The sequence below is a fragment of the Pseudomonas sp. NCHU5216 genome, from assembly GCF_052156495.1.
Taxonomy (GTDB): Bacteria; Pseudomonadota; Gammaproteobacteria; order Pseudomonadales; family Pseudomonadaceae; genus Aquipseudomonas.
This window is the reverse complement of record NZ_JBQLIX010000005.1, coordinates 42,335-67,308: the sequence shown is the minus strand read 5'-3', so window position 1 is coordinate 67,308 and position 24,974 is coordinate 42,335. Positions and strand designations below refer to the sequence as shown.

The following is a 24,974-nucleotide window of genomic DNA, read 5'->3' as shown; positions in this document are numbered from 1 at the left end:
GGTATGAGCACAGAGCAGCTTCAGCCCCAGCGCGCCTCGCGCACTCAAATCATCACACATCATGGCAAGGCGTTCGTGACAGGGTTGCGCTGGCACCCTCTGGGCAGCGTTACGGGTTACATGAAAGAAGCCCGCCAGTTCGGCAAGGAAAATAACCTCGATATCGTTGCAATACGCAGGACGCCGGGGATCATTCAGGCGGGCTTTGTCTCCCGAAGCGACGGAGTGACGAAGGGCATGTACTCACTGGCCGCTACTCTGGCCGGACAGCTCGGGGACTCCTGGATTGCTGCATGGCGCGTTGAGCGGGACGAAGACCGCTTTGCCGTAGTCGCCGTTCACAAGGGAGGGATAATTCCGGGCTGCGATCTCATCGGTACAGAAGCCGAGGTTCGGCGCCGCGTTGCCCAGCAACGCAGCAGGGGCATCGAGTTCGAGGAATGGTATCTACCCGCTGACTTCGATATGGGTGGTTCGCCCATCGACATCGAGGAGCTGCTCCACCCTTCCAAGCTGAAGCGTGAATACCGCCTACGCCCACTGATGTTCGGCCTTTCTAAGGCAGAGCTGGCTCAGCTCGTTGTGGTCGCACTCGTCGCCGGCATCGCGCTGACGGCCTGGTTTCAATGGCAGGCATATCAGGCCCGAATCGCCATGGAGGCACGCCTCGCGGCTGAACAGGCACGCCTGGAAGAGCTGTCCAAACTACATAAAGAGAGTGGTGCAGAGCAACCTCCCCAGGCGCTTGAGCACCCGTGGGCAAAACGCCCCTCTGTCATGTCATTTGTCGGCGGCTGCAGTCAGGTGATGTATCAACTGCCGCTGAGCATCCACGGCTGGATTTTCGCCAGTGCTACCTGTGACGGCACCCAGGTGCTGGCCTCATATAAACGCACAGGCAACAGTTCGGCGCTGCAGCTCATGTCGGCTACCTCCGGCCTGACCTCGGAGCGTCCAGCGTTCTTCGACGAAGGCAACTCTGCGACGTTGAAGTTCGTGATGTCGCTGCCGGCCGCAGGCGACGAACCTTTGGCACCCGCACTTGATGCCCTGGCCGCATTGTCATCGTGGCTTCACGGCTTTGCCCAAGAACCGACCCTGAAGGAGGTTCCTGTGGTCGTGCCGCAACCTGAAGCTCTGCCTGGTGAGCCCGCCCCACCACCACCGCCACCACCTCAGTGGAAGCAGTTCGAGCTGCGCTTCGTTTCCGGCCTCCTTCCCTACGACTCTCTCAGCGGTGCCCCGAGACAGGGCCTGCGCCTACGCGAAATCAAAACAGAGCTGCAGTCCGAGCTCCTCATGTGGTCAGTAACAGGTGATCTGTATGCCAAATAACCCTCCTGATCTGAAGCTGCCTTTCTGGCTGCCCTTGGTACTGCTCGTAGCCATGTTTGTGGCGTCTTGCATTGCAAACGATGCCCAGGCAGATGTCGCGGATCTATCCGGCATTGATGTTGGACACCTCGGCAAGGTGCAAAGCCAGACGATCCTGTTCAACGCTCAGGCAGAACAGGCGAAAGCAAGGCGTTCGATAACTGAGAACGGAGGGAGCAACGAGCAATCGGGAGGCCCGAGCACCCAAGTGCCAATGCCCTCTCCCGCTCCAGGCAATTCGGCGCAGGCCATAACCCAGTACCAGGATTTGCCAGTGATCAAAGCCATCACCGGGTCGCCCAGCAAGCTGAGTGCGACCCTCCTCTACAAATCAGGGGTGGAGTTCGATGTGGCTGCTGGTTCCATCCTCCCAGGCAACTTCAGGGTCAGCCATATCTCACTGGATGGCGTGACCGTAGAGGGCAACGGCAAGCGGTTTCTCCTGGGCTTCTCTGGTATCAGCCCGAGCACGTCCGGCTCAGCATCTTCTCCTGTAGCGCCGGCACTACCGGGCCAGTTCTGAGGGTCACTCCAATGACGACTCAAATTCCTGAAAGCACCGCCATTGAATCGGAGATTCCGACCTCTGAAATCTTCCCTCTTGTCACCGTACTCACGGCCCCTGGGGGACGCTATGAGTTGAAGCCAGAGTTGCGCCAAGTTTGCGCACTCACATCGGATGGCAAGCTCTATGTGAGTGCGCAACACAGCACCGATCCGTATGTCATGGCCTTCATGGATCAGCTCGAACACGCTGGGTTCGACTATCAGCTCCTGAGCTGCTCGATGACCGATATCAAAGCGCTCTACCAATCGTCATCGCAAATCGGGCGGATGTCCAAGCAGGTTGAAACTGATAGACAGGCGCACGCAGTTGCAATCCTTGAGGACGCGCACCGTCGCGGGGCCAGCGACGTTCATATCGTGGTCGGACACGAGATCACAAGGATCAAGTACCGCATTCACGGCCTGCTGTGGGAAGCCGGCCAGGAAAAAAGCGAAGTAGGCCGCGAGTTGTGCGCAGCGCTGTACAACAGCATGTGCGACGTCACTAAGGATCACTTTCAGCCCCAGATTCCACAGGATGCCCGTGTGAGCCGTCAGTACGTCGAGCAGCTCGGTCTGTTCGGCGCGCGTATCGCCACACGTCCGCTCGTTGAAGGCCCGTTGATGGTGATGCGCTTGCTCTACGACGACATGTCGAAGATGACCCTCGAAGACCTGGGCTTCCTTCCCGAGCAAATCAGTCAGTTCGCCCGACTGCGCAGCCTGCCCTATGGCGTGAACCTGATCACCGGGCCAACTGGATCAGGCAAGTCGAAAACGCTGCAGGTCAATATGGATCTCCTGGATCAGGAAGCCTCGAGCACCAAGCATATCCTGACCGTTGAGGATCCACCCGAGTACCGTATCAGAGCTAACCAATCCCCACTCGGGGCCAGTGAGACCTGGGATTCCGCCATCACCAACTCGATGCGGCTCGACCCAGACAACCTGATGTATGGCGAGATCCGCGATCTGGCGTCGGCACAGGCTGCGTTTCGGGGCGGCATGACAGGCCACCTGGTCTGGTCAACCCTGCATACGAACAATGCAGTTGCTTCGCTGCAGCGGCTGGCCGACATGGGTGTCGATCAGTATCTGATCACTGACCCAGCCTTGATGACTGGTGTGATCAATCAGTCGTTGCTACCTGTGCTTTGTCCTAAATGCCGCTTACCGGCAAAGAATCATGCAGAGCGGCTGGACAGTGGGCTTCGCGACAGACTCGAGCACCTGCAGATACTCCACAGCACGAGCCTCAAGGGAGACGGCTGCTCGAGCTGCAAGGGCCTGGGCGTCGTGGGCCGAACCGTTGTAGCCGAAGTTCTCCTGACAGATCTCTCATTCATGCGGGTATTCGCCGAGAGCGGGGCCAGTGCGGCTCGCCGCTACTGGGTCAAAGAGATGGGCGGAGTCACGAAGATCGCCCATGCAATCACCAAGATTGCAGCCGGTGAAATCGACCCCCGACATGCCGAGACGATCATTGGCCCCCTGGACTTCGACCAGCAAGTAGTGGAGTTCACCCATGCTGGCTGAGCTATTGGACATCGTCGATGGGCTGAAGGAGGCATTCCGTGGAAAAATCGAAGGCTTCTATGCGGCGCAGTTCGGCAAGCCTGAGCGAATTCAGTTCTACGAGAGCCTGATGGGCGTGCTCGAGGACGGCATACCGATCGAGGAAGCTCTCGAAACGGTAGAGAAAGCATTCAGCAATGGCGGCCGCGCTCTACATCCTGTTTCGATCATCTGCAACGAAGTAGCCATGGGGGTGCGCGGGGGCAAGACCCTCGCGGATGCCTGTCGGGCCAGGTTCCCCAATGACGAGACGTCGCTGATTGAAACTGGCGAAGAAACCGGAGGCCTTGTACAGGCATTCCGCGATTGCGTGCGCATCATCGAAGTTCGGCAGCAGGTAGGTCGGCTGGTAGCTTCCGTGGTGCTACTACCATCGCTGACCTGGAGCCTGATGTGGGTTCTGCTGTACGTGATTGCTCTATGGCTCGTCCCCTCGATGTCTCGCCGCGATGATCCGGAGAATTGGACGGGGATACCAGCATTCCTACACATGCTTTCTTATGTGGTCAGCCATTACGGTGTGTTCATCGTGATCACTATTGTCGGGGTGATCATCACCTCGATCCTGACCTTGCCTCACTTCTGTGGCCTGAAGGTCACGCCCACTAGCCCAATGTGGAAAATTCAGCTCAGTAGGATCCTGCAGACCGCCCGGATCCGGCTCGAGGGGATTCCGCCCTGGTCAATCTATAAAACCCTGCAGGGCTCAATTTTCCTTCTCAACATGTCGGTGATGCTACGCACCGGCATCAATCAAAACGCAGCGCTCGACACGCTGAAGCGCAGCGCTACCCCATGGCTCCGTGAACGTTTGGATGCAATCCGCTATGGCGTCAGCGCGGGCAAGACTTTTGGTGAAGCACTGAAGCTCGCCGGCCATCAATTTCCCGACCCGATGGCCATTCACTTCCTCGAAGTGCTTTCGGCACGCACTGGCTTCGCAGCGTCGATGGAGCGGTTTGCGAACCGCTGGCTGGATCAAATGCTCAAGCGCGTCGACGCCATGGCCAAAACCATGATCGCTCTTTCAGCCGTATGCATGGGCTCACTGATGATCCTGGTAGTGATTGGGGTCTTCATGCTTGCCGGCAACGCCACCGACTCTTCAGGTTTCTAACAACACACCAAGGGGTAATGAATATGCAGTTTCCAGGTAACTACAAGCAGCGCGGCTTCTTGTCGATCGACGGCTTGTTCTGGTTGATGTTGATCGTGGTCGCACTCGGTTTCATCATCTGGATGAGCGCGCGAATGCTCGGGAGCTCCGACGTGGCCATCGAGCAGAGCAACATCAGCACGCTGATCGCCAATACCAAGAAGTTGAAGGGTTCCACTGGCTACGGAACTGCAGGACAGAACCTGGTGCCGTCTCTCATCGCAATCGAGGGGGCGGGCTCTATGGGGGTATCAGGCACAACGCTGGTGAATCAGTGGAACGGCGGTGTCACTGTAGTCAGTAACGGCATGACTTTCACGATCACAGAAAGCGGCGTTCCGAAGAGCGCATGCATCACGCTCGCAACGAAAGTCGCGAAAGACCGCCAGACGACCACCAGCATCAACGGTGGCTCTGCCACTACCGGCGAGGTTCATGCCACCACGGCCACGACGAGTTGCTCCAGCGACGCCAACAGCATCACCTGGACCACCTACTGAAGGTTCGTAGCGTGAGTCTCATAGCTGGAGTCGAGTTCGTCGACCTCTACCTTGGCGACGGCTTTTCAGATGTGAAGGGGCTGCCTGGCCAGCCTCGACGCGTCCCTGCACCTGATACTTGGGCAGAGGAACTGGAGGGCCTGCTGCAGCGTTGTATCGATCACTTCAACGCAACCCAAGAACCTGAGTTTTCGTTGATTCTGGAGGGCGTGGTACTCCGGGTCACTCAGCTCCAAGACGTGAATGCCAAGCAGGTATTCGTGCTGAGCAAGTCGTCAGTGCAGATCCTGCCGCTCGATAACCTTGGGCTGCCAGAAGAGATACACGTCACGCTGATGCAAGAGTCTATTCGCGGGCTCATCTTCATCTGTGGGGAAATGGGCTCGGGGAAGACCTCCAGTGCCGCCTCAATCGTCAAAGCCCGACTGGAGGCGCACGGCGGCACTGCACTGACGGTCGAAGATCCGCCCGAGCCTCTTCTGCACGGTGAGCATGGACTGGGGCGTTGCATCCAGATCCCAGTATCACGACGAAATGGGGGCTATGAAGAAGCCCTGGTGCGCGCATTACGCACCAGAGCTGACCTGCTCCTGGTTGGCGAAGTGCGGGATACACCTACGGCGGTTCAGGTCGTGCAGGCCTGTATCAATGGCCACCTGATCATCTGCACGGGGCATTCAGGTAGCGTCATCCAGGGCATTGAACGTTTGGCTGTTCTGGCCCAACCCCTTCTGCCGAATGCCAGGCAGATCCTCGCCCAGGGGCTCATTGCCGTGATCCATCAGACGCTGATCACGAATGCCTCTGGGATAAAGCGCCTCAAGCTGCAGTGCCTCTCCTTCACAGGGCATGACAGCGCAGCCATTCGCGAAAAAGTCCGCTCGGGCCAGCTATCTACCCTCGAGCAAGAAATTGCCCATCAATCCTCAAGGAGCCTCTGGAATGATCAGTAAACGCAGTCAGTCTGGTTTTTTGGGGGTCGATGCAGTGATCACCTTGATAGTGCTGTCGATCATGATTGCCCTGGCAACTGGCTGGGTAACCAGGCAGATGGATCAACAGGACTACCGCATAGCCGCCGATCAGCAACGCACGGTGGCAGAAGCGCTCTCGAAATACCTGAAAGATCACTACAGCACGGTGCTGACCAATGCAACAGCGACCGCGCCTGCGCAGATCACTGTGGCCATGCTGCGCAACACCAAATATCTACCCGACGGCTACAGTGACACGAACCTGTTCGGACAAACGATTATCGGCCTAGCCAGAAGACCGAACCCCAACCAGCTTGAGGCCATCGTCATCACAACCGACGGTCGTGCAATCCCTGAGCTTGGCGTGCGGACGATAGCTGAGAACCTCGGTGGCCCTGGGGGGTTCATCTCATCGTTGAATAGCAGTGTCATCCAGGGCATTCGTGGAGGGTGGCAACTCGCGCTGAGTAATTACGGGATATCTCCTGGCCCGGGCCACACAGCTAGTGCCCTGTTCTTGATGGATGGAGAGCTTGCAAACGACTATCTCTACCGTAACGCCGTACCTGGCCGCCCCGAGCTGAACACAATGAATACCGCCATCAATATGGGCGGTAACGACATCAACAATGCCGACCAGTTGAATACCCGCGCACTCACGGCCTCGGAATCGGTATCGGCTGAGACAGTCGAAGCGAGCGGCTGGTTTAAATCGACTGGTGACAATGGCTGGTATAGCGAGAAATGGGGTGGCGGGATCTATCAGTCGGATGCTGAGTGGCTTCGCGTATTCAATGACAAGGGACTGCTCACTGGTGGGCGAATCCGTGGTGGCACGCTTGAATCGCAAGGTCGTGTCGTAGTGGGGGAGTACCTGGATATCGAGAGTGTTGCTGTTGAAAATCAGGCGTGCCCGAAGAACGGACTACAGTCGAAGAATAGCCAAGGCGCTCCACTGAGCTGCCAATCCGGGAGGTGGAAAGCTAGCAGCGCGGAAGAACGGTGGGGCGGCTCCTTTTGGACAGGAACCCAATTCGCAAGTGGCTGCGGCACTGCAAACCCGTATACAGGCTCGTGCAGTTGTCCAGCTGGATATGTTGCAAATCAGCAGTTCGCTATCCAGGTCGGAGGCTGCAATCCATGCCGGTCTTTCAGCTGTTACAAGCCTTGATTTCCAATAGGTTGTGACTGGTGTCTAGAAGCTACCAAGGGTCGCTCAATGTCTTTTCAGTGGATCGTCATCACCTTCCTAGTAATAGCGAGCGGTGTGCTCGTTAATGTTCTGCACGACGACGCCATAACGTCTGAACAGGCCGACCTGGATGCACTGAGCCGTGGCATGCTCGTGTACCGATCGGCGGTTGCTGAGTATGCTCATCAAAACCCTGGATTCACTGGGGTGCCTTCTGCCCTTTCATTGCCGACCTGGTACAACCGCCCGGCAGGGGTTTCTGCGTACATCGAAAATGGCCAGGCCTTCACGTACTACAGTGATATGGCCCCAGGCCTACCTGCGGCTCTGTCGTCGCTCACAGAGTCTCTTGCCGTTGGCGTGAACCGTGCCGGCATCCTGATTTCACCGAACGTTGGTTCGACCGGAATTGCGGTGCCTGGCGCGGTTCCGAACGGTGCCGTAGTCGCGGTTAATTGATCTGACGAACTCTTTGCGCTACTCCTCTGGCTCCCCCCTCGGACGTGAATGGCCAACGCATCCTCTCTACAAGCCGCTTGTCTCTCGACAAGGAGGCGAGACCTAATACGTACGTTGTACTTGAGTCTATATAAATCTTGTTGCTACTATCGAGTCGCGCCCCGGCAGGCGTAGGACACCCGTCAATAAAGCTGGAAACGGCACTGCCTTGCTAAATTACCGACCGTGAATTCATTCGGTCTGTTGTGGCGGAGACGGGTGACGCTGCGTGATAGACCGGGAGAAACTCATGGTTACCCTCGCAACTCCTCCGTCCACCATTGACGGCATCAAGCGCTTGGCTAAGGCCATCAAGCGCGAATCTGGCCTCACTCACCTCGCTGCTCTCGAAGAGGCTGCTCGCAAGGCTGGCTTCCAAAACTTTCGTCACGCTTCACATGCGATCGCGAAAGGCTCTCAGCATTGCTATACAGCCTATGTAACTGTGTACTGGAAAGAACTCAGTTCTGAGGTACCGTCTTCCGGACGATATACCATTCAGGTTCACCTCACGCGCCCTCTTCCAGAGTTACTTGCTGACGGACTCAAGGTTGGTGGAACCTATTTACGTAAATTCAAGCTTGAAGCTCCTGATCACATCGAAATGCGGACTGATGCAGCTAGCCAGGTAAGCGCGATGCAATATCTGGATCAAGCCAGTTTTGTCCTGCTCTTCATTAACGCAACTGGACTGGTGAGAGCTTTCCGGCGGGAAAACATTGAGGAGATGAACAAACTTGAACGGATTCCTTATGCAGATCACATAACCGGCTGGGAGGAACCACAAAGTGGCGACTGGTTGCTACTGGATGAGCCCTATATCTCGCCTTATCCGGGCTTCAGGAAGGAGTGGCTGCAGGAAAAACGCCTACATCAGGTCGCCCCACAATGGCCGGGAATCTATTACCCAGGGAATGCAGTCCCCTACCTAATTTCTCCAAGCCAGGAGCTACTTAGGAAAGTACAGGCCCAGCTTGAGAGAATACCAGACAGTTCCTTCCACATGGGTGTTCCTGAAGCCATGCCGTACGACTCATGTTTTGTCAGTCCGTCCCGCCAGGCATCAGGCAAGCCAAGAAGGTCGCGCTTAAAGGCGGCACACAGCCCAAGAAATGGGGCTGTAGCTTACGGCGGGGCTCCAGGGGTTCGCTCCAAGTGGCGCCCTGCTGGAGGAATGTCGCTTGAACTGCATACCACGATTGGCCCCATCCTACATAAGCTCTGCAACAGTTCCGTCCGGACTGCCGGAGTAACTGCCAGGGTTTACGATAGATTGAATCAGGTGCGATCTCGACTTGAAGACTGGGCTTTCATGGAGCACCCCGAAGGTATCTCAGCCGAAGTTGATTCAAAGCTCTACTACGGCCCACGGGTTGATGGGTACACCTGCCCGCAAGAAGCTCTCGAGGCTATAGAGAGCGTCCGGGCCGTACTTCTGAAAGGATATAGAGAATGCAAGCCACGAGCACAGATGCTCACAAAGATTGAGGCGGCTGCCGCTGATCTTCAGAAGAAGGTCAGCCGTTAAATGCACTTGTGCTGGCATGGCCCTAGGAGTTGGCCATGCCGGTGCTGCAAGAATCGTAAAGCGAGCCACGACCGCTAGCTATGGTCGTAATTTCTCTTTGGGCACTAATACGGATATCTGATCGAGCTAAACACGCCCAAACGGCTGTCACGTCACCGTTCGGGGCAAAAGCCAACAACATCCCCTCACAGCAAACCCCGCATTTCTTCCAGTTAGATTAATTCCCCCTCCGCGCACTTTTGAATTCGCATTGAGACCGACATGCATCTCTAGCAGCCTATCGCGCATCACCGAAGGCACGGCAAGAGGTCACCATGTCGAAGAAACGGATCACAGCAACGGCGCTGCTGGTCGCACTACAGCTGGGTCAGCTCGGTTGGCTGGGCTGGTTTCAATACGACAAATCCATATCGACGACACGGCTGCAGGAACAGCTCACGCAAACGTCCGCAGAACTTGATGGCTTGCGAGCCGCCAATACAGAACTGGCTGGGGCAGTCAGCAGCCTGAAAGGCACTACAAAAGCGCAACTGGGCTCTCTGGACACCAAGGTCGCAGAGCTGAAGGAGCTCACGGATTCCCTAGGCGCGTCCCAAGTTGACACCCTTGAGCTACGGGTCGTTCTCGCAGCGAAGGTTGAACAGCTCATTGATGACGTTACAGCGCTCAAGCGCACTCCTGCTTCGCTTCCTCGGCCAGCGGCCCCTACCTCTCCGACGCCGGCCAAATCGCCACCGAAGACGCGACCGGCTCCTGCAGCCCGTATCGCGAAGGCGAAGCCAAAACCGGCACCGCCTCCGTTTGTGTTGCTCGGCATCGAGACCAGGGCAGGGGAACCATTCGCTTCCATCGCCCGTGACGGAGCAGCCAGCCTGGGAGATGTTCAGTTGTTGAGGCCTGGTGAGGCCTATCAAAGCTGGAAGCTGATCCGAGTAGAGGATCGTGCTGCTGTCTTCTCCGCCGGCGGGGAAGAGCAAGTGGTGAGCATCAGATAAATCGGGGCAAGGAATCTGAACATGCAATTGAAATACATCGCACTGGCTGCCGCTCTGCTACTGGCCAATACAGCGATCGCCGATGAAACCAGTACAACGCGTAAATCCACCACCCAGGAAGCGTCTGCAGCGAAGGCCTGGCGTCTAAACGCTTCGGATTGGCGGCGATATCAGGATCTCCAGGCAGGCCCGCGAGGTACATGGTCTCCAGGTATTGATCCCATCACTGCCCTGGGCCTCAGTGCTGAAACCGATGCTGAGCGCCGACGCTTTGCCGAAATGCTTGTCGAGGCTGAAAAACTGCGTATCGAGCAGGAGCTTGCCTTTCAGAAGGAATATGACGCCGCCTGGAGGCGCCTATACCCTGACCTGATGCCGGTCATGCGGAGTGGATCCAGCGTCCCTGGCACCGATGCGGCCTCCCCCGCTCAGGCGTCACGCCTGCTGGTATTCGTTTCACAGAAATGTGAAACCTGCGCGGCTTTGGTTAAGCGCTTGGTCACGAGCGGAGCAGCATTCGATCTGTTTCTCGTAGGAACTGACAGTGATGACCAGGTGATCCGTACTTGGGCCAAGTCCGTGGGTATTCCACCTGATCGGGTGCGTGCCCGCCAGATAACGCTGAATCACGACAATGGCCAATGGTTCGACCTAGGCGGCCTAACCGGCACTCTTCCCGCTGCATTCAAGCGAGCTGGTGATCAATGGCTACCTGTCGAGTTTTGATTGCAGCGGCAATCTGCACTGTGGGTGATGTGGAGGCACAGGACTGGCCTGAGATACCGCCGCCGGCGTACCAGGTCGCAGCACATGCGGGAGGCACTCCATCCGAGCTGCTTTATGCCGTGGCCAAGACCGAGAGCAACACGAAACTGCGAATTGGGTATTTCCCGTGGCCATGGACGTTGAATATCAAGGGCAAGTCCTTTTACTTCGCAACTCGCCATGAGGCATGCAGCGCTGCCCTGGAGGGTATACGCGAGCATGGCGAGCTCGGTGTCGATATCGGCTTGACCCAGCAGAATTGGGGCTATGTTGGAAAGTTCTGGTTCGCCCATCCCTGTGACGCCCTCGATCCCTACGCGAATCTTCAGGCCGCGTCCAAGCAGCTTCGACGTTACTTCGACTCGTCCGGCGACTGGGTAACTGCAGCGGGGCAGTATCACCGCCCTGCAGGAGGACAACCCGCAAAGCGCTATCGAGCTGCAGTGAGATCACGCCTACGCCAGATCTGCGCTGAGCTCTGCACCTTCCCAATTTCAAACCATTGAGGGCGCGCTGATGCGATCGCTAGTTATCTCTCTGCCAATGCTTATGGTCTCCGGCGTATGCACAGCGATGACAGTCGTGGCTGATTTCGGTGGCATACCCGCAGCCCCTTTCTACGCTGGGATATCTGCGGAACCATCAGATAGTCACAGTGCGAGTCAAATTCAGCCCCGTCCTCCAGCCGGCCCCTCAGGAATTGAGGACATGCTGCCTGTTCAGAGCCAGCTCACCCCTGGGGATGTCGAGCGCAAAGTCGTGCAGCTCCCCATGTTGCCGGCCCCTCTTTTCATCGTCGGTGATGACAGTCGATCTCTCGCATGGCTCCAGCGCAATCAAGCTGCCCTTCATCAACTGCAGGCTGTGGGTTGGGCGGTGAATGTCCGTGACAAGGCGGCTCTCGGCCGTATCCGGGCAGCCGCTCCAGGTCTTGGCGTCATGCCCATGCACATTGACGACTTCGCTGCCCGGGTTGGTCTGAAACACTACCCTGCCCTGATCACACGCAATGCCGTGGAGCAATGATCATGTCACGTCAGCATGTGATTGAAGCGCTGCTTCGCCCAGCGGTGGAGCTGTACACGACAGCAATATGCCTTCTGTGCGCAGTGCTATGCCTATGGGCACCATGGTCGGTGGCGCTCAAACCGACAGTCGGGGCCGGAATGGCCGCAGCATTTTTGCTTTTGGCTTTTCATCGGGCAATGGATGCCTGGCAGGTACTCGTATATCAGCGAAACATCAGAAGACTGCCCAAGTACGAAATGGCCAGTGCCGACGTGCCTGTGAGTTCCTCCCACCTGTTTCTGGGCAGGGGGTTCCAGTGGACACAGAAGCACACGCAGCGCCTCTACAGCACGCTGAAGCCCGAGGTCGCGAAGTACGTGACACCGAGCAAGCTTTACCGATCAGCCCGCCGCCTTGAGAAGCGTCTTGATCGTGAAGGCCAGAAGCTTTTGCCACATCCGCTGGCAATAGCCGTCAAGCGCGGGCTCCAGTGGGACAGTGCTTTCAACCCCGTTCGGCCACTTCCGCCGGTCGGCGGTTCACCGATCCTTCATGGCATTGAGCCCGACGAAGAAGACGTTCTGCTACCGCTCGGCGAACGGGTGGGTCACACCCTCGTCCAGGGCACGACTCGGGTAGGCAAAACCCGCCTGGCCGAGCTGCTCGTCACGCAAGACATCAGGAGGGTCAAAATAGTCCAGGGCAGGAAGGAATATGAAGTAGTCATCGTCTTCGACCCCAAGGGTGATGCTGACCTGCTACGACGGATGTATGCAGAGGCCAAGCGTGCAGGCCGACTCGATAGCTTCTACATGTTCCACCTTGGATGGCCGGAAATCTCGGCTCGCTATAACGCAGTAGGCCGGTTCGGTCGAATATCCGAAGTCGCCTCACGTATTTCTGGGCAACTGGCCAGTGAGGGTAACAGTGCGGCATTCAAAGAGTTCGCCTGGCGCTTCGTGAACATCGTAGCGCGTGCCAGAAACGCCCTCGGCCAGCGGCCTGACTACCTGATGATTCAGCGGGACGTGGTCAATATCGATGCGCTGTTCATAGAGTACGCCCAGTTCATGCTGCCTCAGAAAGATCCCAAGGCCTGGGAACTGATCGTGGCCATCGAGAACGGCCTGAACGACAAGAACATCCCGCGCAACATGCACGGTCGAGACAAGCGCGTGGTGGCCATCGAGCAGTATCTCGCCATGCGCAAGATTCATGACCCTGTGATGGATGGCCTGCGCAGTGCTGTGAGGTACGACCGAACCTACTTCGACAAGATCGTTGCGTCGCTACTACCGCTCCTGGAGAAACTCACCACCGGCAAGATTGCCCAGTTGCTGGCCCCAAACTACACCGACCTCGAGGATCCGCGTCCTATCTTCGACTGGCAGCAGATCATCCGTAAGCGCGGCATCGTCTATATCGGACTGGATGCTCTCTCTGACCCAGAGATTGCATCTGCCGTCGGCAACAGCATGTTCGCTGATCTGGTATCGGTCGCAGGCCACATCTACAAGCACGGGATTGATGACGGGCTGCCGGGGGAAGGCGCGAGCAAGGTGGCGATCAACCTGCATTGCGACGAATTCAACGAGTTGATGGGCGAAGAGTTCATACCGTTGATCAACAAGGGGGGCGGTGCCGGCATGCAGGTAACGGCCTACACCCAGACCATGAGTGACATCGAGGCGCGTATTGGGAGTCGAGCGAAAGCCGGCCAGGTCGTGGGTAACTTCAACAACCTCATCATGCTGCGAGTCCGCGAAACGGCCACTGCAGAGCTACTGACAAACCAGTTGCCCAAGGTCGACGTATACACCACGACGCTCGTTTCGGGAGCGACCGACTCATCTGATCCCACAAGCAATACCGACTTCACTTCAGCGACCCAGGATCGGGTAAGCACGTCAAGCGTTCCAATGATAGAGCCCGCGTCTGTTGTACGCCTGCCAAAAGGCCAGGCGTTTGCGCTGCTCGAGGGCGGACAGCTATGGAAAATTCGCATGCCACTCCCCGCCTCGAATGATGATGACCTGATGCCAGAGAACCTCGAAGCGTTAGCGGGCTATATGCGCAAGAACTATCGAACCAGCGGCCAGTGGTGGTCTGGTACAGCGGCCCCAGACTACAACAAGGAGTCGCTGCTCAATGACCTTGAGGAGGCATCCTGATGCCAATTCGGGAGGCGGCAAACAACGGGCAATCGCTTGTCCGCACAGCTCAGGCGGTGCTCCAAGTCCAATCCATTACGCTGCCGGCATCGAGCAGATACCTGGATTCGCTGCTGCAACTCCAGACAAGGATCCAGCTCGGGCTGGCAGCAGATGAGTTACTCAGCTTGCTCGAAGTCCACGGCCTGGCTCCTCGCCTAGTTGGGCCTATCCCTAACCCGGAATCGAACTGCTCCTTGATGATCACCATTGAACCACCAGAGTTCGCGCCGCAGCTCATTACCTGTACGACAACCAGCATCACACTGCACTGAATCAGGTAACCATCATGGCAGATCAATCACGCGCGCCGGCACAGCCAAAGGAGCCTCCAAAAGGGATACTTGGAGTCATCCACAAGGCGAAAGTAGCAGTCGGGGTGCTACTGCTCTCCCTATGCGTGAGCATCCTGATTGAATGGCTGGGTATTGCATTCGACCTGTGGGACGAAGAGGGCTATCTGCACGCGAAGGCCATGCTCACCATCGAACTCGGATGGATCTCTGACGATTTCACGCGATCTCTCTTGATGTCTGATCCTGGCCAAGCAGCGCAGCAACTGACCTTCGCGGCCTACGAGTGGCTGTTCGTGAAGACGGGCTTCCTCGACTGGATCGTGAGCGCTCGGCAACCTTTGCCGCAGGGCTCATCCGCTCTCAAGGTCTACTCGAACCAACTTGCGGTGGCCATCGAGGACTACCTGCTGGCGACGCTGTACGTCACGCTGACGTTCATGGTTCGCCTAGTGATCCTCACGCTGACCAGCCCTTTGTTTGTAATGGCAGCGATGGTCGGACTCGTGGATGGGCTGGTACGGCGGGATATTCGCCGGTTTGGCGCCGGCCGCGAGTCATCGTTTGTCTATCACCACTCGAAGCGGCTGATCGTTCCACTCTTCCTCTCGGCCTGGCTGATCTACCTATCACTGCCCTTCTCCGTTCATCCGAACTGGGTGCTTCTACCGTGCGCGCTGCTGCTGGGCCTTGCGGTGTCGATCACGGCGGGCTCGTTCAAGAAGTACCTCTGACCATTACCTGGAGATTGAGATTCACATGACTTTTGAATACACAACCTCATACGTCGAGCTGGACTACAAGCGCGAACGTTCGGGGGTCTGGATCTTCAAGACCGATTTGCCTTTGACTGAGCCAGATATTTCTTCAACGGGGGACTGGCAAAAACAGCTCAACAAGATGGGGGGAGCGGGCTGGGAACTGGTCAGCGCGCAGCCGCTGCTGAGAGGGGTGTACCAGATCCCTGAAAGCACACAAGCCGGCGGTGGCGCCATCAGCTACCCGATAACGGCAGGGTTTTGCCTGTTCTGGAAGCGTCCGAAAGAGGCCGCGAATTAATTCTCGGCGGCCAAAAAAGAGTTATCTGTTCATCTGTCGAAGCATTTCCGAGAGGCTTTCACCCGTCCATTCATGACGGGTCAGCCTCGATGCAACCAAGCCATACCTACGTGCGCCGTGTCAGTCAGTGCTTCGTACTGGCAGGCGTATTTCTACTTTCGGCGCAGACGTGGGCAAGCGGTAATCCTCAGGAAATCCGCGAAATATCCCTGGCGCTGAAACAGCTCGAAAACATCAAAGCGATCATCAAGCGTGCGCAAGCCCAGGCGCGCGCGTCTCGTGACGTGCGCGGCAGCCGTTATGAGCTTGATTACGACCTGATCCAGTCTGACCTCACCCGCATCGAGGCTGGGTTACAAGGCTATCTCGCCCCATCAAGAGCTCAGCCTCGAGACATCCAGGAAATCACTGGCGACTACAGCCGTGATCGAGGAGCCCCGCAATGAACCAGGAGCAGAAGGCCGCTTTTGAACTGGGCGCAGGCTATTCAGCGGATGACCTGTCGCTTGCGATCTCCGGTTTCGTCGCCGTTTTACTCTTCCTGTTCGTTGCGTGGGTGTTGCAGTCCGCCTATCGCGGCTGGGCTGACCGAAGCCTCGCCCTGAAAAAACTCGGGGGCACCCTGCTGCGCCTGGCCGTCCTTCTTTTCGTTGTCCTTCTCATCATCTCTCGCTAGGAGTGTTTTCAATGCCCAAAGTCCAAATCCTGTGGCTTCGCCTGATCGCCAGCATCACGGCTCTGCTCGCCTCGCCGGCATTTGCTGCACTCCCTAGACCAGATGCACCTAGCCGCGGAACAGAAGGCGGCTTCCTCAAGATGCTCCAGAACTATGGATACGACCTTCTCGTAGTGGCGGGGCTGGCAGTCGCGGCGTTCTGCTTCATCAACGTTGCGATCAATGCGGTTCAGAAATTCCATGAAGTGACCCAGAAGAAAGCAACCTGGACTGATTTTTTCACCGTCGTCCTGGTCGGCGGTGGTCTGCTGATCATCGTGATCTGGTTGGTAAACAAGGCAACCGAGATCCTCTGAATGGTTGTCGAATTTCTGCCTGAGCGCCTGAACCGCCCGCCCGTGGTCTTTCGTGGTCTGACCTCGGCTGAGATGTTCATGACGTTCTTCTCCGGGGCGGCCTTCGGACTTGCCGCAGGCATCGCGATCTTCGTCTTGATGGGTTACTGGGCTGTGATTCCAACGATAACCCTCGCTACAGGCTTTCTTTGCGTCTTTTTCGCCGGCAAAGCGCTGGCGGTAAAGAAGCGTGGCCGGGCAGTGATGTGGCTCTACCGATCTCTGCAGGCACGCCTGACCCTCTCTTCGTATGCCTCGTTTTTCGAGGCCCTTGGGGTAGCTGACCGCAGGCTCGTCCTGCAGGAAAGCTCCTGGTCCCTGCGCAGGAAGTGATCTCATGAGTCGTTACAAACGTGCTCTGGATGAGCGGGATTCACATATCAATACACTCCGCATCGGGTGCGGGATCCTCATTGGCTTTTGCCTGATGCTCGCCTATGGGTGGTACTCCGCCCCGAAGAATCTGACCGTGCACAATCCACCAGACCTTCGCTCTGGCAGCACCAGAGAGTGGTGGGTTGTTCCACCGAGCACTGTCTATTCGTTCGCCTATTACATCTTCCAGCAGCTCAACCGCTGGCAAACGGATGGCTCAATCGAATACGAGCAGAACATCTACAACCTGCAGGCGCTGCTGACTCCATCCTGCCGGGCATTTCTTGAAGCAGACGCGAGCAGGCGCAAGGCCGCGAATGAGCTGCTCAAGCGTGAACGATCCGTGTACGAGATTCCCGGACGGGGATTCAAGAACAGCCGAGTCGATGTCGAAGGGAGAGACAGTTGGGTGGTCTATCTGGATCTGGTGACCGACGAGCACTATATGGCAGAGCCCGTTAAGAGCACGCTCGTTCGCTACCCTATCCGTGTCGTGCGCAATGACGTCGATCCAGAACTGAACCCGTGGGGGTTGCAACTGGACTGCTATGCCGAAGTGCCTCAACTCCTGAGTGTGGTGCGGGAGGGCGAGCAGTGAGAGCGAAACTACTCCTAACGCTAGCGGTTATTGGTCTCTGCACCAGTGCCTCCATCGCTCATGCGGTTGAAGTGTTCAAGTGGAATCGCGTACCTCTACCGATTCAGCTCTCTGTTGGCCATGAGCGTATCGTCTTCATTGATCGCAACGTGAGTGTTGGAGCGCCTCGATCCCTGACCGGCAAGCTGCGTATCCAGAGCGTTGCTGGTGCAGTATATCTGCTGGCCAATGAGGCGTTTCCGCCAAGTCGGCTACAGCTACGAGACGATGAATCTGGTGAGATCATCCTGCTCGACATCGCCACCACTGATAATGCCGGCCAGCTCGAACCGGCGAAGGTGGTCACAGGCGATAGAGTCTCGACTGACGCCCAGGGCGATTCGACGGGTCAGGCAAGCAAGGAACCTGCAGTAGAAGCCTCACCTGCCAGAACACCTGCTCCAGTCGCGCTGACCCGCTATGCCGCGCAGATGATGTACGCCCCCCTCAGAACAGTGGAGGCCTTACCCCATGTGCAGCAAGTTCCGGTCAGGTTGACTGGGCATATCCAAACGCTTGCCCCCACTCTCGATATCGATGCTGTGGCACTCGGGGCATGGAGCCTGGGGTCATTCACGGTCACTGCAGTTCGCCTCGTGAACCGCCGCCACGAGCGCCTTCAACTGGATCCGCGACACCTGCAGGGCGATCTTTACGCTGCGACCTTCCAGCACAACGACCTCGGCCCGGCCGGCACGCCGGCAGATACGACAACGGTCTATGTCGTGACACGCGACAAGTCTTTAGAGCTGGCTTTGCCACCAGCGCCAAGCGTGGGAGTTTCTGACCGTGAGTAATCCCATCCTGAAGCTCATCGTAGCCCTGGCGCTGGTCATAACCCTTGTGGTCTTCGTTCTATGGCCAAGCAGCGAGCTGCCGGAAACTGCCCCAGCCAAACAGGCTGCTCTTGATAAAACGCTGACTGTCGAAGAGCTCGAGGCGCTTGGGCTTGTAGGTGATACACCGAAGGATACGGTGGCCACCCTGGTCGGCCAGGTGAAGGCGATGCGAGAGGATCTTGAGCACGTCGCACAGGAGAACAAGCGCCTCATCGATGAGAACGAACGACTGCATGGAGAGCGCAAGAATATTGATCAGACTGTGGAGCGCGCAGTAGAAAATGCCAAACAGGAGACCCAGAGTCAGGCCAACCAACTGACATCTGCTCTGGACAAGCTGCAGGTCGAGCTTGATCAACTCAAGCAACGCGGCAGTGGCTACGATGACATTCCCCTGGGGCTGGGGCTGGAAGGTAACGGACTGGGGGCAGGATCGATCAGCCCTGGCAACGCCGACGAGCTGGTCTGGCATTCGCCGCTCGACACCATTGCAACCGACCGCTCCGGCAACAGAAAGGAACCGTCAGCGTTCCCCAGCTCGTTCTCGAGCCTGAGCGGTTCTCTCGCTGAACTCGACGACAACCCCATCTCCGACTCACAGCGCAGCCTGAGGGCCAACCTGAAAGGAGAGCGGGACATTGGCGAGGCAACACCACGCTTCACCATCCCGGAGAACTCGACACTCATGGGGTCGGTGGCCATGACGGCGATGATCGGACGTGTGCCGATTCAAGGCTCGGTGACCGACCCTTACCCGTTCAAGGTACTGATCGGCGCCGACAACCTGATTTCCAACGGCATCGAACTCCCCGACGTAGAGTCTGCTGTCGTATCCGGCACTGCCACTGGCGACTGGACGCTGTCATGCGTGAGCGGTGCCATCAACAGCATCACGTTCACATTCCAAGATGGCCGTGTACGCACTGTACCGGCACCACAAGCTGTGGCGAGCGGACAATCCAATAGCAATCAACGCAGCACGATCGGCTGGATCTCAGATCCTTATGGCGTGCCGTGCATCGCAGGCACTCGTAAGTCCAACGCCAGTCAGTTCATTGCCAGCCAGTTCCTGATGGGCGGACTGGCAGCCGCTGGCGAGGCGTACGCGAATCAAGAGACCACCACGACTGCGGACTCCTCAGGATCTTCCTCTGCAGTAACCGGAAACCTGGGCAATTACATCCTGGGTAAGACCGGCGCCGGCGGCATGGAGGACGTGCGGAAGTGGGCGATGGAGCGCTATGGCCAGACCTTCGATGCCGTCTACGTCCCACCGGGCCAAGAGGTGGCGATTCATATCACGAGCCAAATCCCAATCGACTACGAACTCAACGGACGAAAGGTGAAGTATGAAAGCAGCCAGTCTGCCCTTCTGGATCTTGATTAGCCTGGCGCTTTCGGGCTGCTCAACCACCTCCGAGGAGATGTTGCCGCGCGGCGATAGAACCATGATGGATCTCTGGAACAGCAGCGGCCGCGGCACTAAGCAACAACTCGCCGACGCACACGCCTCACTGCGCCGGCCTCTTACAGACCAACAGGTGCAGCAGTATCCCGCCGAGCAAGAAGCCTATACGCGCTCGGCCCAGAACGAGATCTACAACCTGTTCCCCAGACTGCCCAATCCTGACCTTGTGATGTACGTGTACCCGCACCTGGTCGGCAACGAACCGGCACCAGTCCCTGGGTATTCGACCGTTTTTCCCTTCTTCTCTAGGGTGCAATACGCCATGCCAGGTGAGCGCACGGAGGATTACTGATGCTGCAGAAACTGCTGTCGCTTGCTGGTTTTCCAACAGCCTCTCGTGCACCGACGCCAGCGCAAAGGCTCTTTGCCGATCCCGGCCAGCCCACTCGCCCCTTGATGCAGTCTGACGTCGACGCGATGTACAAACCGCTGCCCAGCTTTGCTTCCCAACTGCCATGGGTCGAGTACCTGAAGGACGAGCAGGCGATCCTGCTGAGCGATGGTATCTCTGTCGGCGCCGCATTCGATGTCGGGACGATCCCCACCGAGGGGCGCGGCGAAGCCTGGTTGGAGCAGGTTCGCGACGTTATAGAAGATGCCCTGCAGGACAGCTTCAACGAGAAAGAGGATAGCCCCTGGGTCGTGCAGTTTTACTGCCAGGACAGTGACGACTTTCGGGACTACCTGGAAGCGTTAAAGGCTCACATCAAGCCGGACATCCTGGATAGTGAGTTCACCCAAAGCTTTCTGGAGCAGACACGCAGGCACATGCAGGCTATCGCCAAAGAAGGTGGATTGTTCAAAGACGAAATGGTGACCCGCACGCCCTGGCGAGGAACCATCCGCAAGGCACGCATCGTGGTGTACCGCTGGATACCCAAAGGCGAGGGAGTTGATCTCTACGATATGTCACCGCTGGAGGCCCTGAATGATGCCTGTGCGCGCCTGACTGCATCTCTGGCAGGTGCTGGAATACCAATAACACGCATGTCGAAGCGACAGTTTCATCGCTGGATGTTGCCCTGGTTCAACCCCGCCCCGGATGCTGGTGATCCACAGGCTTGGTATGACTTGGTCGACAAGAGCCACCTCGCGGCTGAAGAACCACCGCCCCCCGGCTCACTCCCGATACCTGACGATGATCTGGCTGAGTCCCTGCTTTTCACCTCGCCCAAGTCACTGCCAGAGATAGGCTGGGCGTTTGATGGCATCTACCACCAGATCGTGACGGTAGAGCGGCTGCGCAAGCAGCCTAGTCCCGGTCATTTCACGGGTGAGGTAAAGCGTGGTGATGCAATCAACGCGCTGTTCGACCTCATGCCAGATGGTTCCATCTTGGCCATTACCATGCTGGTTACTCCTCAGGACGTGCTCGAGGAGCACCTGGCCCAGCTCTCGAAGAAGTCGATCGGGGAGAACCTTGAGTCGGAGCTCACCGCTCGGGACTGCGCTGAAGCACGTCAGTATCTTGGGGAGCGCCACAAGCTCTACCGAGGCAGTATTTCGGTATACATCAAGGGGCATACGCGCGAGGAGTTACGCCGGCGGCGCCGACAGGTTGTCAACGCTCTGCAGCAGGCCAACCTGGAGCCCACTGCAGAAGCTGACGAGGTGGCTCCTTGCAGCAGCTACCTGCGCTGGCTGCCCATGGCATTCAACCCCATGGACGACAAGTACAACTGGTATTCCAAGTTCATGTTCGTCCAGCACATTGCTGGATTTGTCCCTCTCTATGGCCGCTCAAGAGGTACGGGTACGCCGGGGCTGACTTTCTTCAATCGAGGCGGTGAACCACTGTGCTTCGATCCGATAAGCAAGCATGACCGGCTGGCCAACGGTCACCTCCTCCTTCTGGGGCCAACAGGCGCTGGTAAGTCAGCCACGCTGGTAAAAATGATGACGGAGCTGATGGCCATACTCCGGCCACGCATGTTCGTGATCGAGGCTGGCAACAGCTTCGGGCTGCTAGCCGATGACATGGCCAGGAAAGGTCTGACGGTGAACAGAATCACCATCAAGCCAGGTGGGCTCGATCAGAACGGACATCAGCTCAGCCTGAACCCATTCGCGGAAGCGTGGAAGCTCCTGGAGCTGGCTAAGGTCGAGCTCGACGAACCTGAACTCGATGATGCCGATGAGGTTGAGGCTGATGACGACGACGCGCAGCGCGATCTCATGGGCGAGATGGAAATTGCTGCGCGCCTCATGATCACCGGGGGCGAGCCGAAAGAGATCGAGGCGATGACTCGTGCAGATCGGAGCATGATCCGCACGGCCATTTTCAATGCGGCCGTGACCACGCACGAACTCGGAATCCAGACCCTGCCTTCGCACGTTCGCGACGCTCTTTTTGGATTGTCGCGCGATGAAGACAGGCCACAACGCCGCCGTGATCGAGCTGCAGAAATGGCTGAGTCGATGAACCTCTTCTGCCAGGGCTTTGAGGGTGAGCTGTTCGACCGTCCCTCGGCGCCGTGGCCAGACGCCGATTTTACTCTCGTTGACCTTGCCACCTTCGCACGCGAGGGCTACGACGGCCAGATGGCAATCACCTACATATCCCTTTTGAACCGGGCCAACAACATTGCTGAGCGGGAACAGCATGCCGGTCGTCCCTTGATTGTGTTGACGGACGAGGGGCACATCACCACCACCAACCAGTTGGTGGCCCCCTATGCGGCCAAGATCACCAAGATGTGGCGGAAGCTGGGAGCCTGGTACTGGATTGCCACTCAAAACCTGGCGGACTTCCCGGACATCGCGGAGAAAATGCTCAACATGATCGAATGGTGGCTGTGCTTGACGATGCCACCTGCAGAAATCGAGCAGATAGCCCGCTTCAAGCGCCTGACCGATGCGCAGAAGGATCTGCTGCTGTCGGCCACGAAGGAGCCTCGCAAGTACACCGAGGGCGTTGTGCTGTCAAAACGGGTGGAAGCCCTGTTTCGTGTCGTTCCGCCGAGCATCTACCTGGCTCTCGGTATGACGGAAAATGAGGAGAAAGCAGAGCGCCGTGAGCTGATGCGACAGCACGCTGTTTCAGAGGTTGAGGCCGCCTATATGGTTGCCAACAAAATCGACCTTGTTAGAGGAATCAAGCCTCATGACCAGGTAGAAGCCTGATGGCACTGCGCAGAACCCGCCTCATGGATACGACGCTTGGCGAACTGCGCCGGCTCAAAGAGATGGGGCCTGAGTCGAGCTACCGGGCAGCATTGAAGATTTCTGCCCCCACAATCCTCGAGGAGCTGATCGTCTTCCAGGAAAACCTAGAGGCGACCTCGAGCGAACGAATTTGCGAACTGGTTGCCGACTGGCTCTGGCTCCGGATCCTCGGCTGGTGTCAGAAGAACCAGGTGTCGGAGGCTCAGCGAGACGAGTTGTTCAAGCTGTTTGAGTCGGCGCGGCAGGGTCTGCCGCTCAATGACACGGGCCGAGGAAAAACTACCCCCAGACCAAAAACTAATTAAGTAGTTCTTTGCAGCGCGCGTTTGATCAGGATGGCTCCATTGAAACTGAGGAGCCATCCTATGCATGCGAATCGAGCTCACCTGATCCCTACGCTAATGGTGTTGGGATTGCTTTTCCCCCCCGCAGCCGCGCAGGCCGCCCCCGACCAGGTCATTGTCTACACCACTAGCGAAATCCGTCTCAGCGGAGTCCCTGCCGGCGCCAAGATCATTGCCCTGGATCGCGTGCAGGTGCTGGAGGGGCAGATCTCACGCGGACTGTCGGCCAATCCACAACAGGCGCAGGCGCAGATCAATCAGCTCATGGGAAGCCCGCGCTGGCTCAAATTCAAAGACGAGATCAAAGAGGCCAATAGAGGTTTACAGCAAGCCTGGGCAGCGAAGATCGACAAGCTCCCCGCCGTCACCGTCAATGACAGCCACGTCGTTTATGGCCAACCCAACGTCGCGGCAGCTCTGGTGATGATCCGTAAAGCGAGGGGGCTGTGATGCGTATGCCAGTCTCCTCGAAAGCTCTGGGCGTCCTGTGCTTGAGCTTCTGCGGCAACAGCTTCGCGCTCAATACCGCCACGATCACAGCATCAACGCTGTCTCCGACATGCCTGGATTATCGGGTTGTGGGTATCTGTTATTGGCTCTTCTGCACTGTCGCGGGTTGCAAGGTCAGAACATCGGTCAAGGTACGTCATTACATTCCCGAGACGGTGGTTTCGAGTTACTCACAAACGGGAAATAACCCATGGGTAGAAGTCGCACCTTTCAGCATGCCTAATCCGCAGGCAATGGATGGCGGGAAAGACCACTCATCGTCTAAGTACAGCAGCCTGCGCTTCAAGAACGCAGATGTGGTTGGACATCCTGGCGGTTATGCCCTTTCACAATTCGCCTCACAATCTGGATACGCCTGCGCCACCGGCGCCTCACCCTACATGCCCTATTTCCTGAGCACTCTGGACTCGCTCGCCTGGCGACACAGCGTCCCGGAGTTGATGTATCCCGAAGCACTGATACCTGGTATGCGCGAGATCGGCTCGACTGCCGACAACTGGGGCCATCTCTACCCACGGACTGGCTGGGTCAATCAGACCAACGATTACAAAGCGGCCGCAGTGGTCGCACAGCGCGCTGCAGATATCGTCACCCAGCGTTTTCAGCCCCATGTCTACCAACCTCTGACCCCCTCATCCCGTGCCGGTTACTGGCCCCCAGGGAAGATAAAAGAGGGCGACTCCAGCACTCATAAATGGCAAGCGCTCTGGCCAAAGCTGGAGATGACGTGCGCAACCTTTCCCGATACTGGGCTGTTGGATCCGGTCGTGAGCAGCAGCGCTTCCCATCAGTCACCGGAAGGCAGCTATGCCTGGTCGCTCTGGAGGCCTTATTCATGCTGCCAGCGACGTGGGCAGATTTTCCTCGGCTCAGTGGATTTCCAATAGGAGTT

The 24,974-nt window shown here is 57.5% G+C and carries 29 protein-coding genes; all 29 read left to right on the top strand.

Annotated elements, in window-relative coordinates; translation table 11 throughout:
* Positions 1 to 3 precede the first annotated feature (3 nt).
* The 29 genes from pilO2 (at position 4) to ACSVIK_RS05625 (ending at position 24,969) form a co-directional block, all read left to right on the top strand.
* Complete coding sequence (pilO2, locus tag ACSVIK_RS05765; protein WP_442443410.1) at positions 4 to 1,335, top strand: type 4b pilus protein PilO2; 1,332 nt, start codon at positions 4 to 6, stop codon at positions 1,333 to 1,335.
* The gene (pilP, locus tag ACSVIK_RS05760) at positions 1,325 to 1,897 is read left to right on the top strand and encodes a type IV pilus biogenesis protein PilP (RefSeq protein WP_442443409.1); all 573 of its coding nucleotides are present in this window, start codon (positions 1,325 to 1,327) and stop codon (positions 1,895 to 1,897) included. The genes pilO2 and pilP overlap by 11 nt, the downstream gene beginning before the upstream one ends.
* A gap of 11 nt (positions 1,898 to 1,908) precedes the next feature.
* Entirely contained in the window at positions 1,909 to 3,456 is a 1,548-nt protein-coding gene (locus ACSVIK_RS05755) for a GspE/PulE family protein (protein WP_442443408.1), read from the top strand.
* On the top strand, positions 3,446 to 4,612 hold the full coding sequence (locus ACSVIK_RS05750; RefSeq protein WP_442443407.1) for a type II secretion system F family protein: 1,167 nt from the start codon (positions 3,446 to 3,448) through the stop codon (positions 4,610 to 4,612). Before ACSVIK_RS05755 ends, ACSVIK_RS05750 begins: the two co-directional genes overlap by 11 nt.
* Before the next feature lie 23 nt (positions 4,613 to 4,635).
* The gene (locus tag ACSVIK_RS05745) at positions 4,636 to 5,151 is read left to right on the top strand and encodes a type 4 pilus major pilin (RefSeq protein WP_442443406.1); all 516 of its coding nucleotides are present in this window, start codon (positions 4,636 to 4,638) and stop codon (positions 5,149 to 5,151) included.
* Positions 5,152 to 5,162: 11 nt separating this feature from the next.
* Positions 5,163 to 6,104, top strand: a complete 942-nt coding sequence (locus ACSVIK_RS05740; protein ID WP_442443405.1) for an ATPase, T2SS/T4P/T4SS family — start codon at positions 5,163 to 5,165, stop codon at positions 6,102 to 6,104.
* Positions 6,094 to 7,296 carry a shufflon system plasmid conjugative transfer pilus tip adhesin PilV gene (gene pilV, locus ACSVIK_RS05735; protein WP_442443404.1) on the top strand — a complete coding sequence of 401 codons (1,203 nt, stop codon included), beginning with the start codon at positions 6,094 to 6,096 and terminating at the stop codon, positions 7,294 to 7,296. The genes ACSVIK_RS05740 and pilV overlap by 11 nt, the downstream gene beginning before the upstream one ends.
* 48 nt (positions 7,297 to 7,344) lie before the next feature.
* Positions 7,345 to 7,776: a type IV pilus biogenesis protein PilM gene (pilM, locus tag ACSVIK_RS05730; RefSeq protein ID WP_442443403.1), complete on the top strand. Its 432-nt coding sequence runs from the start codon at positions 7,345 to 7,347 to the stop codon at positions 7,774 to 7,776.
* A 289-nt stretch (positions 7,777 to 8,065) separates the two neighbouring features.
* Entirely contained in the window at positions 8,066 to 9,343 is a 1,278-nt protein-coding gene (locus tag ACSVIK_RS05725) for a DUF5623 domain-containing protein (RefSeq protein ID WP_442443402.1), read from the top strand.
* A gap of 314 nt (positions 9,344 to 9,657) precedes the next feature.
* A complete protein-coding gene (locus tag ACSVIK_RS05720) occupies positions 9,658 to 10,338 on the top strand; it encodes a hypothetical protein (RefSeq protein ID WP_442443401.1) in 681 nt (226 codons plus the stop codon).
* 21 nt (positions 10,339 to 10,359) lie between these two features.
* Positions 10,360 to 11,064 (top strand): TIGR03759 family integrating conjugative element protein, encoded by a 705-nt coding sequence (locus tag ACSVIK_RS05715; RefSeq protein WP_442443400.1) that lies wholly within the window; start codon positions 10,360 to 10,362, stop codon positions 11,062 to 11,064.
* A gap of 119 nt (positions 11,065 to 11,183) precedes the next feature.
* Positions 11,184 to 11,609 (top strand): Soluble lytic murein transglycosylase, encoded by a 426-nt coding sequence (locus tag ACSVIK_RS05710; RefSeq protein WP_442443399.1) that lies wholly within the window; start codon positions 11,184 to 11,186, stop codon positions 11,607 to 11,609.
* A 10-nt stretch (positions 11,610 to 11,619) separates the two neighbouring features.
* The gene (locus ACSVIK_RS05705) at positions 11,620 to 12,129 is read left to right on the top strand and encodes an integrating conjugative element protein (RefSeq protein WP_442443398.1); all 510 of its coding nucleotides are present in this window, start codon (positions 11,620 to 11,622) and stop codon (positions 12,127 to 12,129) included.
* A 2-nt stretch (positions 12,130 to 12,131) separates the two neighbouring features.
* Positions 12,132 to 14,282: a type IV conjugative transfer system coupling protein TraD gene (gene traD, locus ACSVIK_RS05700; RefSeq protein WP_442443397.1), complete on the top strand. Its 2,151-nt coding sequence runs from the start codon at positions 12,132 to 12,134 to the stop codon at positions 14,280 to 14,282.
* Positions 14,282 to 14,596 (top strand): hypothetical protein, encoded by a 315-nt coding sequence (locus tag ACSVIK_RS05695; protein WP_442443396.1) that lies wholly within the window; start codon positions 14,282 to 14,284, stop codon positions 14,594 to 14,596. Before traD ends, ACSVIK_RS05695 begins: the two co-directional genes overlap by 1 nt.
* Before the next feature lie 14 nt (positions 14,597 to 14,610).
* Positions 14,611 to 15,348, top strand: coding sequence for a TIGR03747 family integrating conjugative element membrane protein (locus ACSVIK_RS05690; protein WP_442443395.1), 738 nt, complete (start codon positions 14,611 to 14,613; stop codon positions 15,346 to 15,348).
* Positions 15,349 to 15,373: 25 nt separating this feature from the next.
* The gene (locus ACSVIK_RS05685; RefSeq protein WP_442443394.1) at positions 15,374 to 15,673 is read left to right on the top strand and encodes a DUF4177 domain-containing protein; all 300 of its coding nucleotides are present in this window, start codon (positions 15,374 to 15,376) and stop codon (positions 15,671 to 15,673) included.
* Positions 15,674 to 15,762: 89 nt separating this feature from the next.
* Positions 15,763 to 16,119, top strand: a complete 357-nt coding sequence (locus ACSVIK_RS05680; protein WP_442443393.1) for an integrative conjugative element protein, RAQPRD family — start codon at positions 15,763 to 15,765, stop codon at positions 16,117 to 16,119.
* Entirely contained in the window at positions 16,116 to 16,349 is a 234-nt protein-coding gene (locus ACSVIK_RS05675; protein WP_442443392.1) for a TIGR03758 family integrating conjugative element protein, read from the top strand. The genes ACSVIK_RS05680 and ACSVIK_RS05675 overlap by 4 nt, the downstream gene beginning before the upstream one ends.
* Before the next feature lie 11 nt (positions 16,350 to 16,360).
* Positions 16,361 to 16,705 (top strand): TIGR03745 family integrating conjugative element membrane protein, encoded by a 345-nt coding sequence (locus ACSVIK_RS05670; protein WP_442443391.1) that lies wholly within the window; start codon positions 16,361 to 16,363, stop codon positions 16,703 to 16,705.
* Positions 16,706 to 17,077, top strand: a complete 372-nt coding sequence (locus tag ACSVIK_RS05665; RefSeq protein ID WP_442443390.1) for a TIGR03750 family conjugal transfer protein — start codon at positions 16,706 to 16,708, stop codon at positions 17,075 to 17,077.
* 4 nt (positions 17,078 to 17,081) lie between these two features.
* Entirely contained in the window at positions 17,082 to 17,717 is a 636-nt protein-coding gene (locus ACSVIK_RS05660) for a PFL_4703 family integrating conjugative element protein (RefSeq protein WP_442443389.1), read from the top strand.
* Positions 17,714 to 18,553, top strand: coding sequence for a TIGR03749 family integrating conjugative element protein (locus ACSVIK_RS05655; protein ID WP_442443388.1), 840 nt, complete (start codon positions 17,714 to 17,716; stop codon positions 18,551 to 18,553). Before ACSVIK_RS05660 ends, ACSVIK_RS05655 begins: the two co-directional genes overlap by 4 nt.
* A complete protein-coding gene (locus tag ACSVIK_RS05650) occupies positions 18,546 to 19,982 on the top strand; it encodes a TIGR03752 family integrating conjugative element protein (protein WP_442443387.1) in 1,437 nt (478 codons plus the stop codon). The genes ACSVIK_RS05655 and ACSVIK_RS05650 overlap by 8 nt, the downstream gene beginning before the upstream one ends.
* On the top strand, positions 19,945 to 20,355 hold the full coding sequence (locus ACSVIK_RS05645) for a TIGR03751 family conjugal transfer lipoprotein (protein ID WP_442443386.1): 411 nt from the start codon (positions 19,945 to 19,947) through the stop codon (positions 20,353 to 20,355). Before ACSVIK_RS05650 ends, ACSVIK_RS05645 begins: the two co-directional genes overlap by 38 nt.
* Positions 20,355 to 23,186, top strand: coding sequence for a conjugative transfer ATPase (locus ACSVIK_RS05640; RefSeq protein WP_442443385.1), 2,832 nt, complete (start codon positions 20,355 to 20,357; stop codon positions 23,184 to 23,186). Before ACSVIK_RS05645 ends, ACSVIK_RS05640 begins: the two co-directional genes overlap by 1 nt.
* Positions 23,186 to 23,533, top strand: a complete 348-nt coding sequence (locus ACSVIK_RS05635) for a hypothetical protein (RefSeq protein ID WP_442443384.1) — start codon at positions 23,186 to 23,188, stop codon at positions 23,531 to 23,533. Before ACSVIK_RS05640 ends, ACSVIK_RS05635 begins: the two co-directional genes overlap by 1 nt.
* Before the next feature lie 60 nt (positions 23,534 to 23,593).
* Entirely contained in the window at positions 23,594 to 24,022 is a 429-nt protein-coding gene (locus tag ACSVIK_RS05630; protein ID WP_442443383.1) for a TIGR03757 family integrating conjugative element protein, read from the top strand.
* Complete coding sequence (locus ACSVIK_RS05625) at positions 24,022 to 24,969, top strand: TIGR03756 family integrating conjugative element protein (RefSeq protein WP_442443382.1); 948 nt, start codon at positions 24,022 to 24,024, stop codon at positions 24,967 to 24,969. Before ACSVIK_RS05630 ends, ACSVIK_RS05625 begins: the two co-directional genes overlap by 1 nt.
* The last annotated feature ends 5 nt before the right edge of the window (positions 24,970 to 24,974 follow it).

Coding starts and splice junctions, on each gene's coding strand:
- ACSVIK_RS05745 (WP_442443406.1), top strand. CDS start 4,636: ATGCAGTTTCCAGGTAACTACAAGCAGCGCGGCTTCTTGTCGATCGAC.
- ACSVIK_RS05635 (WP_442443384.1), top strand. CDS start 23,186: ATGGCACTGCGCAGAACCCGCCTCATGGATACGACGCTTGGCGAACTG.
- pilO2 (WP_442443410.1), top strand. CDS start 4: ATGAGCACAGAGCAGCTTCAGCCCCAGCGCGCCTCGCGCACTCAAATC.
- ACSVIK_RS05750 (WP_442443407.1), top strand. CDS start 3,446: ATGCTGGCTGAGCTATTGGACATCGTCGATGGGCTGAAGGAGGCATTC.
- ACSVIK_RS05690 (WP_442443395.1), top strand. CDS start 14,611: ATGGCAGATCAATCACGCGCGCCGGCACAGCCAAAGGAGCCTCCAAAA.
- ACSVIK_RS05695 (WP_442443396.1), top strand. CDS start 14,282: ATGCCAATTCGGGAGGCGGCAAACAACGGGCAATCGCTTGTCCGCACA.
- ACSVIK_RS05680 (WP_442443393.1), top strand. CDS start 15,763: ATGCAACCAAGCCATACCTACGTGCGCCGTGTCAGTCAGTGCTTCGTA.
- ACSVIK_RS05645 (WP_442443386.1), top strand. CDS start 19,945: ATGAAAGCAGCCAGTCTGCCCTTCTGGATCTTGATTAGCCTGGCGCTT.
- ACSVIK_RS05640 (WP_442443385.1), top strand. CDS start 20,355: ATGCTGCAGAAACTGCTGTCGCTTGCTGGTTTTCCAACAGCCTCTCGT.
- ACSVIK_RS05725 (WP_442443402.1), top strand. CDS start 8,066: ATGGTTACCCTCGCAACTCCTCCGTCCACCATTGACGGCATCAAGCGC.
- ACSVIK_RS05660 (WP_442443389.1), top strand. CDS start 17,082: ATGAGTCGTTACAAACGTGCTCTGGATGAGCGGGATTCACATATCAAT.
- ACSVIK_RS05670 (WP_442443391.1), top strand. CDS start 16,361: ATGCCCAAAGTCCAAATCCTGTGGCTTCGCCTGATCGCCAGCATCACG.
- pilM (WP_442443403.1), top strand. CDS start 7,345: ATGTCTTTTCAGTGGATCGTCATCACCTTCCTAGTAATAGCGAGCGGT.
- ACSVIK_RS05665 (WP_442443390.1), top strand. CDS start 16,706: ATGGTTGTCGAATTTCTGCCTGAGCGCCTGAACCGCCCGCCCGTGGTC.
- ACSVIK_RS05675 (WP_442443392.1), top strand. CDS start 16,116: ATGAACCAGGAGCAGAAGGCCGCTTTTGAACTGGGCGCAGGCTATTCA.
- ACSVIK_RS05705 (WP_442443398.1), top strand. CDS start 11,620: ATGCGATCGCTAGTTATCTCTCTGCCAATGCTTATGGTCTCCGGCGTA.
- ACSVIK_RS05630 (WP_442443383.1), top strand. CDS start 23,594: ATGCATGCGAATCGAGCTCACCTGATCCCTACGCTAATGGTGTTGGGA.
- ACSVIK_RS05625 (WP_442443382.1), top strand. CDS start 24,022: ATGCGTATGCCAGTCTCCTCGAAAGCTCTGGGCGTCCTGTGCTTGAGC.
- ACSVIK_RS05720 (WP_442443401.1), top strand. CDS start 9,658: ATGTCGAAGAAACGGATCACAGCAACGGCGCTGCTGGTCGCACTACAG.
- ACSVIK_RS05715 (WP_442443400.1), top strand. CDS start 10,360: ATGCAATTGAAATACATCGCACTGGCTGCCGCTCTGCTACTGGCCAAT.
- pilP (WP_442443409.1), top strand. CDS start 1,325: ATGCCAAATAACCCTCCTGATCTGAAGCTGCCTTTCTGGCTGCCCTTG.
- traD (WP_442443397.1), top strand. CDS start 12,132: ATGTCACGTCAGCATGTGATTGAAGCGCTGCTTCGCCCAGCGGTGGAG.
- pilV (WP_442443404.1), top strand. CDS start 6,094: ATGATCAGTAAACGCAGTCAGTCTGGTTTTTTGGGGGTCGATGCAGTG.
- ACSVIK_RS05685 (WP_442443394.1), top strand. CDS start 15,374: ATGACTTTTGAATACACAACCTCATACGTCGAGCTGGACTACAAGCGC.
- ACSVIK_RS05755 (WP_442443408.1), top strand. CDS start 1,909: ATGACGACTCAAATTCCTGAAAGCACCGCCATTGAATCGGAGATTCCG.